This window comes from Streptomyces sp. NPDC058665, assembly GCF_042714995.1.
In the GTDB taxonomy this organism is placed as follows: domain Bacteria; phylum Actinomycetota; class Actinomycetes; order Streptomycetales; family Streptomycetaceae; genus Streptomyces.
Genome location: NZ_JBHXRX010000023.1, coordinates 81,756 through 96,700, shown reverse-complemented (window position 1 = coordinate 96,700; position 14,945 = coordinate 81,756). Strand labels below are relative to the sequence as shown.

Sequence of the window (14,945 nt, the reverse complement as noted above, 5' to 3'; positions counted from 1 at the left end):
GGCAGAAGAGCACGACAGCCCAGCCATGAATGATGGCTGGGCTGAGTCCGGTCCCGGGCCGGAGGCTCAGGGCTAGTGGGCGTGTCAGCCCTCGGCGTGGGCCGGCAACAGGTCGGGGCCGAAAACCTCGTAGCGGATGCGGCGTGCGGGGATGCCGGCCTTGAGCAGCTGGGTACGGACGGCACGCATGAAGGGCAGCGAGCCGCACAGGTACACGTCGGCGTCGGCGGGGAGGTCCAGGCCGTCCAGGTGCATCAGCCCGGTGCGCGCGCCGGGTTCACCGTCGGCGTCCTGCTCGTACCAGAACTCGGTCCGAGCGTCCGGGAGTTCGCCGGCCAGGCGCCGGATGTCGGCGCGCAGCGCATGGTCGGCAGGGGTGCGGTCGGCGTGCAGGACGCGCACCGGGCGGACGGCCCCGGTGGCGGCGAGATGCTCAAGCATCCCGGCCATCGGGGTGCAGCCGATGCCGGCGGAGACCAGCAGCAGTGGGCTGTCGGCGTCGTCCAGGACCACATCGCCGAACGGTGCCGACAGGGTGAGCTCGTCACCTCCCCGTACGGTGCGGTGCAGGTGGTTGGAGACCTCGCCCTCGGGGGCCTCGGCGACGCTCGCGACACGCTTGACCGTGATGCGCCGCACCTGGTCGCCGGGGGCACCCGAGAGGCTGTACTGGCGCAGCTGGCTTATTCCGTCGGGCAGTTGGACCCGCACGCTGACGTACTGGCCGGCGCGGGCGGGCGGCATGGGGGCATCGTCGGCGGGGCGCAGCAGGAAGGACACGACGTCCGGGGTCTCCTCGCGGCGCTCGATCACGGTCCACCGCCGCCAGGGGTGGCGCGGGTCGATTCGAGCCTCCTGGTACAGACGGGCCTCGCGTGCGATGAGCGCGCCGGCCATCAGCCAGTACACCTCGTCCCATGCCGCGCCGATGTCGGGTGTGACGGCGTCCCCGAGGACCTCGGCGATGGCACGGAACAGGTACTTGTGGACGATCGTGTACTGGTCCTCTGTCACACCGAGGGCGGCGTGCTTGTGCGCGATCCGGCTCAGCAACTCGTCCGGCCGGGCATCAGGATTGGCCAGCAGCGCCTGGGCGAAGCCGGCGATGGAGCCGGCCAGAGCCTTGCGCTGTTCCCCGTTGGCCTGGTTGCCGCGGTTGAACAACCCGTCCAGCAGCTCGGGCCGCTCGCTGAACATCGTGCCGTAGAAGCGGGTCGTGATCTCGTCGAGCGCGCCGCCGACGGCGGGCAGGGTGGCGCGGACGACAGCGGCGGACTCGGGCGAAAGCATCGCTCTCCTCGGAAGTGCGGACGTGCGCGGGCAGGCAGCTCACACATCTCGTCTGCAAGCGGTCTATCAGCGATCCGGCCCCGGCCGGGGCCTCCTCGGACCTGCGGGGACGAACGGCCCAGCAGGTCAGGACCCTTGGTTCCACAGTCCGGGCGGAAGGGGGGCCGAACGGCCCTGTGCGAACTGCCCGACCGTCCTGATGGAGATGTGTTCCTGCCCCTCGGTGTGGCGGGCCGAAGCTCCGCTTGATCGCAGAGCGGTGGCCAGGGCCGCCACCGCCTCATCCACGCGGCTCTGGGGCAACTGCCCGACACCGAGGGCGAGGAGAGTCCCCGTGCCGGGGTCCGGGCTGCGCAGATGCATGGCGTGGGTGCTTTGGAGTGCCACGCCTCGTGCGGCGGCGGTCCTCAGGAGGGTGGACTCGTCGGTGTGCCGCAGTTCGAGGCACAGATGGAGCCCGACGGTGGCGCTTCCCCGCAGGTGTGCGTGGGGGATGTGCCGCTCCACGGCGTCGAGGAGCCGACGCAGGCGGTCCCTGTAGTGGCGGGCGGCGTGTCTGAGGTGACGGGCGTAGCCGCCCGTGGACAGCAGGTGGGACAGCGCGAGTTGGTCGAGGGTCGGGGTGCCGAAGTCGGTGATGGCGCGTTCCACCGCGACGGCTTCGGCCAGCGGTGGCGGTGCCACTGCCCAGCCCAGCCGGAGGGCCGGGGCGAGGGACTTGCTCACCGAGCCGACCAGGACGACCCGGTCCGGGGCGAGTGCCGGGAGGCAGCCGGTCTCCGGGCGTTCGTACTGGAACTCGCCGTCGTAGTCGTCCTCGATGATCACGGCATCGTGGGCGCGTGCTCAGTCGGCGAGCTGGACGCGGCGCCGTGCGGACAGGACGGCTCCGGTCGGGAAGTGGTGGGTGGGGGCGAGGAGCACGGCGCGGGTGCCGCTGCGTGCGAGCCGCTCGATGTCGAGGCCGTCCCGGTCGACCGGGACGGGAACGACTTCGAGTCCTACGGCTTGCAGGATCTGCCGCTCGCGTACGTCAGTTGGGTCCTCGACGGCCAGTCTGCGGTGCCCGGCCTGGAGCAGGACACGGGCCACGGCGCTCACAGCCTGGGTGGACCCCGCCGTGACCACGAGCTGTCCCGGGGGCAGCAGTGCTCCGCGTTTGCGTCGTAGATAGCCGGCGAGTACGTCGCGCAGCCGCGGTACGCCGGCGGGCGGTGGGTAGCTCAGTTCGCTGTGGGGGGGCGGTGGCCAGGGCGTACCGCAGAGCCCGCTGCCAGGCGTGCCGGGGAAAGAGGGAGAGGTCGCCGAGGCCGGGGCGCAGGTCGTAGCGGATGCGTGAGGGTGCGGGCAGCGCGGGCGGAACGGCGGTGGCGCGCTCGATGGCCCGCATGAGCCCCGAGCCCGAGCCCGTGCCCGGGGCGCGGGCGGGAGCGGCCCGGCGCGCGACGAACGTACCGGCGCCCGGCCGTGTCTCGACGTACCCCTCCGCGAGCAGCTGCTGATATGCCTCGACGACCGGGCCACGTGCCGTCCCGAGGTCCTTCGCCAGACCTCTGCTGGACGGGAGCCGCTGTCCGGGGGTGAGTCCGCCTCGGCGCACCGTGCGCCTGATCGCCTCCGCCACCTGCCGGGCCAGCCGACCGTCGCGATCGTCGAGTACGAGATTCAGGTCCAACCGACTTTCCTCCTCGTCTTCCCCGACCATCGGCTCCGCGGGTTCGCCGACCATTCCGCGACCGGTCCTCGTTTCAGGGCCCGGATTGGTCCTGACGTGTGGACCGGTGTCCTCCTAGCGTGATCCGTATGCGTTCCTCATCGTGCCTGGCCGTGGCCATGGCCGTCCTCGCGCTGTTGTTGATCGGTTCCTCGGCCTCCACGTCCGTTCCGTTGCACGACTACCCGGTTTACGGCGGCCAGGCCCTGCGCTTCGGCGCGGCGGCGCTCGTCCTGTGGCTGGCGGCCCGGCTTCTCGCGCTGCCCGCGCGCAGACCGGTGGGCCGTCAGTGGCTGTGGTTCGCGGGTCTCGCGGTATTCGGAATCGCGGGTTTCAACGTCTGCCTGGTGCAGGCCACCCGGTACGGCGACCCCTCCGTAGTCGGCACCGTGATCGCCGCGACGCCCCTGGCTCTTGCCGTGCTCGGAGCCTTCCAGGACGGCCGCCGCCCGCGCGGCCAAGTGGTGATCGGTGGTGCGGTGGTGGCGCTCGGCACTGCGGTCACCACCGGCTTCGGGGCCACCACCGGAACCGGTCTGTCCTACGCGTTCGGTGCCCTCGCCTGCGAAGTGGCCTTCTCCCTCTGCGCGGTCCCGCTGCTGCCCACCCTCGGCGCGGTCCGCACGTCCGCCTTCGCGGCGGCCGGCTCCGTTCCCGTCCTTCTGACGGCGGGCGTCCTCGCCGACGGAACCGGTCTCCTCCGGCTGCCGACCACCCCCGAACTCCTCGCTCTCACCCACAAAGCGCTCGCGGTGGCCGTCCTCGCCAATCTCCTCTGGTACGCCGCCCTCCCCCGCATCCGCGCCGACAAGGCCGGCCTCTTCTACGGATTCGTCCCCCTGGGCACCCTCGCCATGTCGGCGGCCCTGGGGCAGGAAAGCCCCGGTCGCACGACGGTTACGGGCATCGCCCTGGTCCTGCTCGGCCTCGCGGTGGGACTCGCCTCCTTCGGCCGCCGCGGCCCGCGTCCGGAAACCCGCGCCCCGGCAGAGCCCGCGGTGCCGCCCGGCACCCGGAACTCCACCCTCCCCGACCACGCCTGACCGAATACCGCGGCGGGGGCACCCGGCTACCGCCGATTGCCCCCGCGTGGACCGTCTCAGCGCACGCGCTGCCTTCCGAGGACCCTGGCAAGGTCTGACACCCGCTCGATCTCCGCCAGATCGTCGTCCGGTATCTCGACGTGGAGGTAGGCCTCGGCGCGGGTGAACACTTCCTCACTGTTCGGGGGTGGCGAGTTCCGGCCACGTCATCGCCGTCACTCCCCAGGTAGCTCCTCCGCCGAATGCGGTGAGGAGCACCTTCGATCCCGGCTGATAGACCCCGGTGTCCCTGGCCTGGGTCAGTGCGACAGGGATGGAGGCCGCCGCGGTATCGCCCGAGGCGTTCCGTACGGTCCGGCGCACCGTGCCTGCGCCCGCCGTCGTCAGGTCGTGATGCAGGGCGACGCTGTGGGGCGTCCCCTTGAGCAGTTCTTCCACCACTTCGCGGCGGGCGTCGCGGTGGAGCCCGCTGACGATGACCACGGGCAGCTTCGGCTCGTTCTCCATCACTGGCCCTCACGGCGGCCGTAGCGCCGCTCGAAGCGCTCGACGCGGCCGGCTGTGTCCAGGACGCGAGCGGTGCCGGTGTAGAAGGGATGGCTCGCGGACGAGGTCTCCACGTCGACAACCGGATAGGTGTTGCCGTCCTCCCATTCGACGGTCCGGTCGCTGGTCATGGTGGAGCGGGTCAGGAAGGCGAAGTCGGCGGCCGTGTCGCGAAAGACGACGGGACCGTACGAAGGATGGATTCCGGGTTTCATGGATGTGTCCTCGGGATCGGGAGTGGGCGCGGGCGTGGGCGTGGGCCGGAGTCAGCGCTCCTCGCGGAAGCCGACGTGCCGGCGGACGAGCGGGTCGAACTTCCGCAGCACCAGGCGGTCGGGGTTGTTCCGCCGGTTCTTGCGTGTGACGTACGTGTAGCCCGTACCCGCGGTGGAGCGGAGCTTGATGATCGGGCGTAGTTCGTTGCGAGCCATGGCGCTACTATATGGCAATGATTTCCATGTTCAAGAATGGAATCGCTCGACGAGAGGCAGGTAACTCCGTGTCCGCCCACTGCCAACTGACCGGCGCACAGCCGGGCTTCGGCAACAGCATCAGCCACTCGCACCGTCGTACGTCGCGCCGGTTCGACCCGAACGTTCAGCGCAAGCGGTACTGGCTGCCGAGTGAGGGCCGTCATGTGCGGCTGACCCTCAGCGCGAGGGCGATCAAGACGATCGACACCATCGGCATCGAGGCGGCGGTGGTCCGCATCCGGGCGCGAGGAGTGAAGGTCTGATGGCGAAGCAGAGCAAGATCGCGCAGAACGAGAAACGCAGGCGAACCGTCGAGCGGTACGCCGCACGCCGTGCGGAGTTGAAGGAGATCATCCGCCGGCCCGGCACGCCGGAGTCCGAACGGATCGCCGCGGTCGAGGAGTTGCGGCGCCAGCCGCGCGACGCGAGCGCGACCCGGGTACGCAATCGGGACAGCGTGGACGGCCGCCCCCGTGGCCATCTGCGCAAGTTCGGCCTGTCCCGGATCCGTATGCGCGAGCAGGCGCATGCCGGCCTCCTCCCGGGAGTGGTCAAGTCCTCCTGGTGACAGGTGAGTTCACCGTGTCGGGCGGCGGACCCCCTGATACCCGCGCGGCCCTGCCCGACCCGGAGGACGGACAGGGCCGCTACGGCTACGGTCAGGGCCTATCCCGCGTCGGCCCCGATGTTCGGCGTGCTCGGGACGGCCGTCCCGTAGTAGTCCGCTCCGCCGTTGCCGGGCACGGCCGTGCCCGCTTTGAGCGCCGGTGAACCGGACTTGAGGGTGTAGGCCTGTGGACACGGCTGCGGACCCGTGCCCGAGGCCGGCGACCACGAGCAGGTGCCGCCCGCGCCGGGCGAGGTGAACAAGGGGTCACCCCACACCGACCCCGTCTCCAGCCCGGCCGCCTTCCACGCGGCGAAGTCGGCGTGGGTCGTACCGCCCCAGCGCCAACCACCGGTATTCGTCCCGTAGTACAGGTTGTTCGACAACGTCATACCGGTCTGCCCGTTGGGGTTGTAGTAGAGCTGGCCGGTCTTGCCGTACGGGCCCTTGTTGGCCATGTGGCAGATGTTGTCCTTGATCTGCGAACCACTGGCCCACGTGCCCGAGGCATAGCCGAAGAGGAAGCACGCGCTCGCGCCGGCCTTCTTGTTCGCGGTCTGGTCCTTGTTGGTGAAGAAGGTGTTGCCGTAGATCGACAGCGCCTTCTTCGGCGCGCTGGGCACCACGTCGAACAGGCCGCCCTGGGCGTTCGCCCAGTCGTCGTTCTCGGAGATGTTGTAACGGTAGGTGTTCGGCCCCCACACCATCGAACTGGCGGTCGAGGTGTAGGCCAGATAGCCGCTGCCCGCGTTGTCGTGGGTGTAGTTGTACTCCACCACCGAGTTCGTGGTGCCGCCGTCCAGGTCGATGCCGTCCCAGTCACACCCGGCCGTGTAGGCCGGGACCGGCTGCACCTTGTACACCTCGTTGTGACGGATCGTCACATCGTTCGAGGTGTACGTCATGATCCCGCTGGCGCCACCGCACGAGGTCACGTTCGCCCCGATGTCGTGGACCAGGTTGCGCTCGATGACCGCGCCGTCCCAGCCGTTCCCGGTCAGCGCGGCCCCGGTGCTCTGCGCGGCCATACCCAGGTTGTAGACGGTGTTGCCCGCGACCCGGACATTGGTGATGTTGGTCCCCGAGCCCCAGCCGTAGATGCCGGGCCCGGCGTTCGAGGTCACGGCGGCGCCGTGCAGCTTGTTGTTGAGGATCTGCACGTCGTCCAGCGGCCCGCTGTTGGCATTGACCGCGTAGCCCAGGACCATGATCTGTCCGCCGAAGGTACTGCTGCTGCCACTGGGCGTCGTGAATCCGGAGATGTCCGAACCCGTCACCTTCAGGCCCTTGGCCGCCGCCGACGACGTCTGGTTCTGCAGCAGCACACCGGCCGCGGTCGTGGTGCCGTTGACCACCTTCATGTTGACCAGCTGGAAGCCGCTGACATTGTCCGCGGTGACCGCCGCCGAATAGTCGCCGGTGCAGCTGGACTTGAGGGTGGCCTGACCGGTGCCGTACGAGGTGACCTTGAACGGCGTCGAGGCCGACGATGCCGGGACGTTCGTGGAATTGAAGACCAGACAGCCGGTGAACGTCTGTCCGCCCTGGAAGGAGACGACGCTCCCCTGCGGGAACGTGAATCCGTTGACCTTCCCGGTCGACTTCCACGCCTGGTCCGGCGAGAGACCGGTGTTGCCGTCGCTGCCGGTGGGTGACACGTAGTAGGTGGTGGCGGCGGCGTGGGCGGTGCCCGTGGCGGCACCTGCCAGCAGCAGTCCCAGCATTGCCTGGGCCACCACCGCGGCACAAATCCTTGCTCTCATGCTTCTCCCTTCCGCGTGGCCGTGACGACGCACGGACACGCGGGTGACGACTCGTGGTTGAGGCATGCCTTGACGAACCACGCGGCGCTGCCGGCATGGCGTCCAGGCGATATGGATCGAAGAGCAGGTGAGGGGCGTCTCCTCGGCGCATCGCTCCCTTCGGCGGACGGCTTCGCCGTCCGGGTCGAGACGGTCCTGGCGGTGCGGGCCGGTCCCCGTTCCGGGCCGGCACCGGGTCATCGAGGACAGCCGTGCCGGACAACCGCGCGCGTCCCGGCGCGGTGCGATGTCCGACGGCGAACCCCGTAAAGGCGGTCAGGTGATCAGGAGGGTGCGCCGGGCCCCGGTCCGTGAGCTGTTGCCGGTGTGAATGTGGATCTCGCCGGGCTCCACGGTGAACACGCCTTTCGGGTCGTTGGTCCAGTAGCCGATGTCACCGGCGCCCAGGAGGAAGCGGACGTGCTGCTCCTCCCCCGCCGCCAGCCGGACCCGCTGGAAGCCGCGCAGCCGGCGGACCGGCTGGACGATGGTCGCGGCGGGGTCCTGGATGTAGAGCTGGACCACCTCCTCGCCTTCCCGGTCACCGGTGTTGCGCACCGGGACACTCACCTCGACCGACGCGCCCGCCCGCAGTTCCGCCGAGGCGATCCGCTCACAGCTCAACCGCGGCTCCCCCACCTCGAAGGTGGTGTAGCTCAGGCCGTAGCCGAACGCGAATTCCGGGCCATCGGCGACATCGAGGTACTTCGACACGTACGTCACGTCGGGCTCGGCCGGGTTGTACGGGCGACCGGTCCGCTCATGGTTGTAGTAGAGCGGGAGCTGCCCCACCACGCGCGGGAACGTCACCGGCAGCTTGCCGCCCGGGACGACCGCGCCGGTCAGAACGTCCGCGACGGCGGGACCCGCCTCGATGCCCGGATGCCAGGCCATCACGATCGCCGACACCTTCTCCGCCCACCCGCCGATCGTCAGCGGGCGCCCGCCCACCAGCACCACCACGCACGGCGTGCCGGTCGCAGCGACCGCGTCGATCAGCTCCTCCTGCGCACCGGGCAGGCCCAGTTCGCTGCGCACGGCCGCCTCCCCACTGATCGCGGACGGCTCACCCACCACCAGCACCACGGCGTTGGCGGCCTCGGCGGCAGCCACCGCCTCCGCGATACCGGAGGTGTCGGCTCCTTCAGCCGCCACCCCGGGCGTATGGCGAATGCCGGTGTCCGGCAACGCATCGCGCAACCCGGACAGAACCGGGACCGCCTCCGGTGCACCCGGCAGCGTCCATGTACCCAACAGGTCACCGGAGTCGGCGAACGGACCCACGACCGCCAGCGAGCCCAGGCCCGACGCGTCCAGAGGCAGGAGCGCGTTCTCGTTCCTCAGCAACACCATGCAACGGCCGGCCGCCTCGCGCGCCGCGGCCCGCGCCCGCGCGCTCGGGGCGGACAGAGCGGCGGACTCGTCCACGTAGGGGCGCTCGAACAGGCCCAGACGCAGCTTCAGCCGCAGCACCCGGGACACCGCGTCGTCCAGCCGCTCCCCCGTCAGCGCCCCTGAGGCCAGCAGGTCGCGGCCGTGCTCGACGAAGGTGGTGGAGACCATCTCCATATCCACTCCGGCGGTCAGTGACCGCCGTGCCGCGTCGGCCTCGTCCACCGCACCACCGTGCGTGACCAGTTCCAGGACGCCGGTCCAGTCGCTGACCACCACCCCGTCAAAACCCCACGCGTCCTTGAGGATTCCGGTCAGGGTGTGCTCGTTGGCGTGAGCCGGAATGCCGTTGACGGTGTTGAACGCGGCCATCACCGTGGCGGCGCCGGCATCGACAGCGGCCTTGAACGGCGGCAGATAGAGGTTGCGCAGCCGCTGCTCGGACACGTCGACGGTGTTGTAGTCACGGCCGCCCTCCGCGCCCCCGTAGGCGACGAAGTGCTTGGCGCAGGCGGCGACCCGGTCCTTGGCGCGCAGGTCGTCGCCCTGGTAGCCACGTACCTTGGCCACCGCGTAGGCGGTCGTCAGGTACGGGTCCTCGCCCATGCTCTCCGCGATCCGGCCCCAGCGCGGCTCCCGGGTCACATCCATCATCGGAGAGAACGTCCAGTGGATCCCGTTGGACCGCGCCTCGCGCGCCGACACCTCCGCATCCGCCACCGTCACCGCCGGATCGAACGCGGCCGCCTGACCCAGCGGAATCGGAAACGTGGTGTGAAAGCCGTGGATCACGTCCAGGCCGAAGACCAGCGGGATGCCCAGACGGGACTCCTCCACCGCGATGCGCTGCAGCGCGTTGCTCGGCCGCGCGCCGACCACGTTCAGTACCGAACCCAGCAGGCCCTTTCGGGCGGCGGTCTCGGCCGCCACGGTGTCACCACCGCCCGGCCCGGTGTCCCAGGCCCAGGCCAGTTGCTGCAACTGGCCGAGCTTCTCCTCGACGGTCATCCGTCCCAGGAGTTCCTCGATACGGGGCCCGTGCTCATGGCCGCTCATGGCGGATTCCTCTCAGTAGTGGTGCGGCCGGGAGCGGATCTCCTCCGGCCAGGCGAGCTGGATGCCGAGGGTGTGGCTGAGCAGCCTCTGGTAGTCGGCGAGTTGGTTCTGGTCGGAGCGGACCTTGCGGGGCGGCAGGGCCCGGTCGAGGCAGAATCCGGCGAGCGCGCCGACCGCCTCGCCGATGGCCCACTCCACGGGGTGCAGCCGGTAACAGCCGTTGGTGATGTGCGTGGTGCCGATGTTCTTGTTGGCGGGCAGGAGGTTGTCGACACGGACAGGGATCAGCGCGCCGAGGGGGATCTGGAACGGGTAGGACTCGATGTCGATGTACGAACGGCCCGCGGTGCTGGGGTGCAGGTCGATGCGGTAACTGCCGAGGCCGACGCTGTCGTGGAACACCGCACCGCCCGCGCCCGGCGGGCGGGCCTCGACGCCCACATGCTGCTCGACAACGGTGAACTCCGCTCTGATGCGGCGCGCTTCACGGATGTACGGCGCCTTGGCCAGACCGTCCGGGGTGCCCGTCACGTCGGGCCGCAGCCGCAGGCCGGGCCAGCCGGTGCCCCCGTCGGGACGGGGGGCGTCGGTCTGCAGCCAGTACAGGAAGGACAGTGACAGATCTCGGCCGGCGTCGAGTGCCGCCTGTCGCCGCTGGGCGTCGACTCCGAGCAGCGGCGCCTCCCAGTAGTCGATCTGCGGCCAGTTGACCACGGTGACGTCGGAGGCGAAGGCACCGGCCGCGAACTGTTCGCGAGCCAGGACACGGCGGAACTGCCACAGGTCGAAGTGCTCGCCCGCCGCCCGGTCGGCACCCATCAGTGCCCAGGTGCGCTGCCGGAGCGTGATGGGCTCGACGTCGGTGAAGGAGAGCTGCGAACCGGGCCAGAACGGGGCGACGGTGGTGCGCCAGTGGTCGTAGGACGCGGGCCGGTCGATCACATGATCCTCGCCGGGCCTGTGGTCCAGGGCGAAGCACCAGGACACGGCCTGCTGGTCCAGGGGGTCGGCGGTCTCGGGGGCGTGCGGCTCCCCGGTCTCGTCGCGCCCTTCCGCGCCGATCACGTGTTCCACGCCGGCCAGTTCCAGCAGGTCGCCGAGCTCGGTGGCGTCCGCGACGTAGTCGGCCTGGACGGTGATCTCGGGTTCGCCGCGCCGGCCGGCCAGCGTGACCGCCTCGACGCGGTCGCCGTCGGTGTGCGCGGCGACCGGTTCGTATCCGGTCAGGACGGTGAGCGCGCCGGAGGACCGCCACGGGGCGAGCATCTCCTCCAGGACGGCGGCGGCCACCCGCGGTTCGTGACACATGCGGCTGACGACGCCGAGCCCGGGGTCGAGCAGCGGGTCCTGTGCGGCATCGGGTCCGAGGGGATAGTTGCGTCGGTAGTAGTCGCGCACGCGGCGGCGCAGCTCGGTGTAGCCCGGTGGTGCGGCCGGGCCTTCGATCCAGGGATGTTCGTCGGGCGGTACGGCCTGTGCGGTGAGTTGCCCGCCGAGCCAGTCGGTGACCTCGGTGAGCACCACGGTCCGGCCGAGCCGGGCGGCGGTGAGCGCCGCGGCCACGCCGCCGAGGCCGCCGCCGACGACGAGGACCTCGGTTCGTATGTCTGTCATGGGTTCGGGGTTCCTTCTGCCGGCTCTACCGGTCGCTGTGGTCGGTCGGCGTCGGTCGTCGGCTTCGGGGCAGCCGGGACCGGCGGACGGCGCCGCGCGGGTGCCGGCGCGTCCGGGGTTGTGGGGTGGTGAGAGCTGTTCGGGCCTACTCGCGCGCGTCCGCGATGGTGGTACCGGGAATCAGCGGGCAGGGCACCATCAGGCTGCTGGTGCGCAGGTCGGGGTCGTCGAGCATGGCCTGCAACCGGTCAACGGCGAGCCGGCCGATCTCGACGCGGGGAATCACCAGGGAGTCCCACTGTCCGGACAGGTCAGCGGGCGCCGCCTCCAGCACGGCGACGGACACGTCGTCGGGGATCTTCCGTCCGCGCGCGGCCAGTTGGTCGCGCAGGGACTCCGCCAGCCGCACGGACTCCACCACGATCGCGGTCACCGCGCCGCCCGCCACCTCGTCGAGCCACGGCCCGTCGATGTCCACGGCACCGTGGAACCCCGGCGAGACATCGGTCAGTCCGAGCCGCTCGACCGCCTCCGCGTAACCGAGGCGACGGTCCTCGTACGGTTCCATCTGCAGCCACTCACGGATGTAGCCGAGTCGCCGATGGCCGTGCCGCACCAGTCGTTCGACGATCTGTCCGCTCGCCGCGTGGTAGTCGGGGACGATCTGCGGGATCTGTGCGCCGGGTACGTCGCGGCGGCCGATGTGAACGAAGGGATAGCCCTCGTACCAGAGGCGGGCCAGCTCACCGCGGTCGGCCGCGACACCGAACAGGATGCTGCCGTCGGCGAGGTTGAGCCGATTGGTGCCGTCCTTGTAGATCTGGCGTTCACCGTCGGTGCCGGACCCGGTCGAGGTGAACAGCACCAGGTCGAAGCCGGTCTCCTCGGCCCGCTCCTCGATGCCGAGGAGGAACTCGAAGTAGAAGTCCTCGTGCGCGCGGGGGAACACACGCTCGAAGGTGTGCACCCCCAGCAGGTTGTTGCGCTTCTTGCGCATGGCCCGTGCCGCCGGATTGGCGACGTAGCCCAGCTCTCGCACCGCCTCGAAGACCCGCTGTCTCGTCTCTTCCGGGATCCGTGCGGTCGCCGCGTTCCCGCTGATCACGCGGGACACCGCGGACTGGGACACCCCGGCCAGCCGTGCCACGTCCGCCTGGCTGGGTGCCTTGCCCCGTCGTCGCGCTGTCATGATGCCCCCTGGAGCTTCTCCCGCCGGGCGGCGGTCGCCGCGGCATGTGTCGTCTCGGCGAGTTCCCCGGCCCGGCCCTTGGCGTGCAGCCAGCACTTCGCCCAGTGCCCGTCGCCCAACTCCGTGCGCGGCGGGGCCTCGACGGCGCACTCCCGCATCGCGAAGGGGCAACGGGGGTGGAACCGGCAGCCTGTCGGCGGGTCGATCAGACTGGGCGGCTCGCCCAGTTCGTCGGCTCCCGCGAAGAGCTTGTCGCGGTCTCCCACGCCGCGCTCGGGGTCCGGCGAGGACTCTATGAGCAGTTTGGTGTACGGGTGCCGCGGGAACGCGATCACTTCCTCCTTGGGGCCTGACTCCACCATCTGTCCTGCGTACATCACGGCGATCTCATCACACAGATAGCGGGCGCTCGCGATGTCGTGCGTGATGTAGAGCAGCGCGAGACCGTCCTCGGTACGCAGTCCCTGCAGCAGGTTGAGCATCTCCAGCCGGATCGACACATCCAGCATGGAGATCGGTTCGTCGCCGAGCAGGACCTTCGGCTCCACGGCGAGTGCGCGGGCGATGACGACGCGCTGGCGCTGCCCGCCGGAGAGCTCGTGGGGGAACTTCGCCGCGAACTCCGCGGCCGGAGTGAGGCTGACGCGTTCGAGGAGTTCGGTGATCCGCGTCTTCCGCCCCTGGGCCGTCAGGTGCGGCTGGTGCAGGCGCAGCGCACGTTCGAGGTTGTAGCGGACACGGTGCAGCGGGTTCAGCGATCCGAAGGGGTCCTGGAAGATCAGCTGCACCTCGGAGTGGTAGGTGCGCTGTGCCCGCCGGTTGCCGCGCACGGTCTCGCCCCGGAGCACGATCTCACCCCGGGTCGGCTCGTGGAAGCGGGCCAGCATGCGGGCCAGAGTGGTTTTGCCGCTGCCGCTCTCCCCCACCAGCGCCAGGATCTGACCGGGCTTCAGGCGGACGGTGGCATCCTCGACAGCGCGGACGACGGACGTGCCGCCGAGGGGGCCGCGGACGGTGAAGTGCTTGGAGACGTCCCGTGCTTCCAGCACGTACTCCGGCGCGTCCGCCTCGGACACCTTGTCACGCAGGACCTTGCTCACAGGATCCCGCCTTTCGTCTCGCCGCTGTCGATCTCGGTCTTGGTCTCGGTCTCGGTCTCGTTGAGCAGGCACGCCGCCTCGTGCCCTGCCTTCGGCCCTACGGGCAGCAGGGCCGGCAGCCGTTCCTCGCACCCCTTCATCCGCTGTGCGCAGCGCGGGTGGAAGGGGCAGCCGACCGGTGGGCGGCGCAGGTCGGGCGGGGTCCCGGGGATGCCGCGCAGGGTGCGCAGCGGGGCGTGCAACGGCGGGAAGGAGTCGCGCAGTCCTTGGGTGTACGGGTGTTTCGGGGCGCTGTAGAGGGCCGCCGCCTCACCCACCTCGACGATGCGGCCGGCGTACATGATGGCGATACGGTCCGCCAGTTCGAGCAACAGCGACAGGTCGTGGGTGACGAAGACGACGGCAAAGCCCAACTCGCGCCGCAACCTGAGCACTTGAGCGAGGATCTGGCGCTGCATCACGACGTCGACCGCGGTTGTCGGCTCGTCCATCACCACCAGCTCGGGCCCGCAGGCCAGGGCCAGGGCGATGGCGGCGCGCTGGCGCATACCGCCGGACAGCTGGTGCGGGTAGTCGCGGACGCGGTCGGCGGAGATGCCGACCAGGGCGAGCAGTTCGGCGGCCCGCGCCCAGGCGTCCCGCTTGCTCAGCGAGCGGTCGCGGGCCCGCAGGACGTCGGCGAACTGGGCACCGATCCGCATCACCGGGTTCAGCGCGTCCATGGCGGACTGCAGCACGATGGACAGCGCGGTCCACCGGTAGCGGCGCATCCGCTTGCCGTCGAGCGCGACGAGATCGACGGGCGGGGCACCGTCGCGGCCATGGAAGAGGATCTCTCCCGCGGTGGTGACGGCGGGCGGGCGCTGGAGCCGGGTCAGGGCGGTGATCAGCGTCGACTTCCCGGAGCCCGACTCCCCGGCCACGCCGAGGATCTCGCCCCGGCTCAGGGTGAAGGAGATGTCGGAGCAGGCGCGAACGGGTACGCCACCGGTGGCGTACTGAACGGTCAGGCCACGTACCTCAAGGACAGCCTGTCCGGCGGAGGTCTTGGACGGCATGTGCTGCTCGGCCTGTACGGTCATCGGGATCCACCTCCGGTCGGAACGGTCGTCGGGCGCG

General features: G+C 70.4%; 16 protein-coding genes and 1 pseudogene. 4 read left to right on the top strand and 13 right to left on the bottom strand.

The window, feature by feature from the left end; genetic code table 11:
- Nucleotides 1–84: 84 nt before the first annotated feature.
- The 3 genes from ACFWV8_RS17330 to ACFWV8_RS17320 all read right to left on the bottom strand — a co-directional run bounded on the left by ACFWV8_RS17330 (nt 85) and on the right by ACFWV8_RS17320 (nt 2,517).
- Complete coding sequence (locus ACFWV8_RS17330) at nt 85–1,290, bottom strand: globin domain-containing protein (RefSeq protein WP_384202266.1); 1,206 nt, start codon at nt 1,288–1,290, stop codon at nt 85–87.
- Nucleotides 1,291–1,416: 126 nt separating this feature from the next.
- Nucleotides 1,417–2,118 carry a hypothetical protein gene (locus tag ACFWV8_RS17325; RefSeq protein ID WP_384202263.1) on the bottom strand — a complete coding sequence of 234 codons (702 nt, stop codon included), beginning with the start codon at nt 2,116–2,118 and terminating at the stop codon, nt 1,417–1,419.
- An 18-nt stretch (nt 2,119–2,136) separates the two neighbouring features.
- Nucleotides 2,137–2,517 (bottom strand): aminotransferase class I/II-fold pyridoxal phosphate-dependent enzyme, encoded by a 381-nt coding sequence (locus ACFWV8_RS17320; RefSeq protein WP_384202344.1) that lies wholly within the window; start codon nt 2,515–2,517, stop codon nt 2,137–2,139.
- Between the two features lie 104 nt (nt 2,518–2,621).
- On the opposite strand from ACFWV8_RS17320, the gene ACFWV8_RS17315 reads away from it, so the two are divergent.
- Complete coding sequence (locus ACFWV8_RS17315) at nt 2,622–2,792, top strand: hypothetical protein (protein ID WP_384202355.1); 171 nt, start codon at nt 2,622–2,624, stop codon at nt 2,790–2,792.
- Between the two features lie 2 nt (nt 2,793–2,794).
- On the opposite strand, the pseudogene ACFWV8_RS17310 reads toward ACFWV8_RS17315, so the two are convergent.
- Nucleotides 2,795–2,995 (bottom strand): annotated as a pseudogene (locus tag ACFWV8_RS17310) (GntR family transcriptional regulator); the annotation flags it as partial.
- A 98-nt stretch (nt 2,996–3,093) separates the two neighbouring features.
- On the opposite strand from ACFWV8_RS17310, the gene ACFWV8_RS17305 reads away from it, so the two are divergent.
- Entirely contained in the window at nt 3,094–4,047 is a 954-nt protein-coding gene (locus tag ACFWV8_RS17305) for a DMT family transporter (protein WP_384202260.1), read from the top strand.
- 174 nt (nt 4,048–4,221) lie between these two features.
- Here ACFWV8_RS17305 and ACFWV8_RS17300 read toward each other — a convergent pair whose 3' ends face one another.
- From ACFWV8_RS17300 to rpmG, 3 genes are read right to left on the bottom strand one after another with little or no spacing between them, the layout of a single operon-like run.
- Nucleotides 4,222–4,554 carry a 3-oxoacyl-[acyl-carrier-protein] synthase III C-terminal domain-containing protein gene (locus ACFWV8_RS17300; protein WP_384202257.1) on the bottom strand — a complete coding sequence of 111 codons (333 nt, stop codon included), beginning with the start codon at nt 4,552–4,554 and terminating at the stop codon, nt 4,222–4,224.
- The gene (locus tag ACFWV8_RS17295) at nt 4,554–4,808 is read right to left on the bottom strand and encodes a type B 50S ribosomal protein L31 (protein ID WP_384202254.1); all 255 of its coding nucleotides are present in this window, start codon (nt 4,806–4,808) and stop codon (nt 4,554–4,556) included. The genes ACFWV8_RS17300 and ACFWV8_RS17295 overlap by 1 nt, the downstream gene beginning before the upstream one ends.
- A 51-nt stretch (nt 4,809–4,859) precedes the next feature.
- On the bottom strand, nt 4,860–5,024 hold the full coding sequence (gene rpmG, locus ACFWV8_RS17290; RefSeq protein WP_384202251.1) for a 50S ribosomal protein L33: 165 nt from the start codon (nt 5,022–5,024) through the stop codon (nt 4,860–4,862).
- A 68-nt stretch (nt 5,025–5,092) separates the two neighbouring features.
- Between rpmG and rpmB the strand changes: the two genes are divergently transcribed.
- A complete protein-coding gene (gene rpmB, locus ACFWV8_RS17285) occupies nt 5,093–5,329 on the top strand; it encodes a 50S ribosomal protein L28 (protein ID WP_384202248.1) in 237 nt (78 codons plus the stop codon).
- Nucleotides 5,329–5,634, top strand: coding sequence for a 30S ribosomal protein S14 (rpsN, locus tag ACFWV8_RS17280; RefSeq protein WP_329377179.1), 306 nt, complete (start codon nt 5,329–5,331; stop codon nt 5,632–5,634). The genes rpmB and rpsN overlap by 1 nt, the downstream gene beginning before the upstream one ends.
- A 98-nt stretch (nt 5,635–5,732) precedes the next feature.
- Here rpsN and ACFWV8_RS17275 read toward each other — a convergent pair whose 3' ends face one another.
- The 6 genes from ACFWV8_RS17275 to ACFWV8_RS17250 all read right to left on the bottom strand — a co-directional run bounded on the left by ACFWV8_RS17275 (nt 5,733) and on the right by ACFWV8_RS17250 (nt 14,908).
- Nucleotides 5,733–7,436, bottom strand: coding sequence for a right-handed parallel beta-helix repeat-containing protein (locus ACFWV8_RS17275; RefSeq protein ID WP_384202245.1), 1,704 nt, complete (start codon nt 7,434–7,436; stop codon nt 5,733–5,735).
- Between the two features lie 315 nt (nt 7,437–7,751).
- Entirely contained in the window at nt 7,752–9,923 is a 2,172-nt protein-coding gene (locus tag ACFWV8_RS17270) for a glycoside hydrolase family 3 N-terminal domain-containing protein (RefSeq protein WP_384202243.1), read from the bottom strand.
- Nucleotides 9,924–9,935: 12 nt separating this feature from the next.
- Nucleotides 9,936–11,537: an FAD-dependent oxidoreductase gene (locus ACFWV8_RS17265; RefSeq protein ID WP_384202240.1), complete on the bottom strand. Its 1,602-nt coding sequence runs from the start codon at nt 11,535–11,537 to the stop codon at nt 9,936–9,938.
- Nucleotides 11,538–11,682: 145 nt separating this feature from the next.
- A complete protein-coding gene (locus tag ACFWV8_RS17260) occupies nt 11,683–12,726 on the bottom strand; it encodes a LacI family DNA-binding transcriptional regulator (protein ID WP_384202237.1) in 1,044 nt (347 codons plus the stop codon).
- Nucleotides 12,723–13,826, bottom strand: a complete 1,104-nt coding sequence (locus tag ACFWV8_RS17255) for an ABC transporter ATP-binding protein (RefSeq protein WP_384202234.1) — start codon at nt 13,824–13,826, stop codon at nt 12,723–12,725. The genes ACFWV8_RS17260 and ACFWV8_RS17255 overlap by 4 nt, the downstream gene beginning before the upstream one ends.
- Nucleotides 13,823–14,908, bottom strand: a complete 1,086-nt coding sequence (locus ACFWV8_RS17250; protein WP_384202231.1) for an ABC transporter ATP-binding protein — start codon at nt 14,906–14,908, stop codon at nt 13,823–13,825. Before ACFWV8_RS17250 ends, ACFWV8_RS17255 begins: the two co-directional genes overlap by 4 nt.
- Between the last annotated feature and the right edge of the window lie 37 nt (nt 14,909–14,945).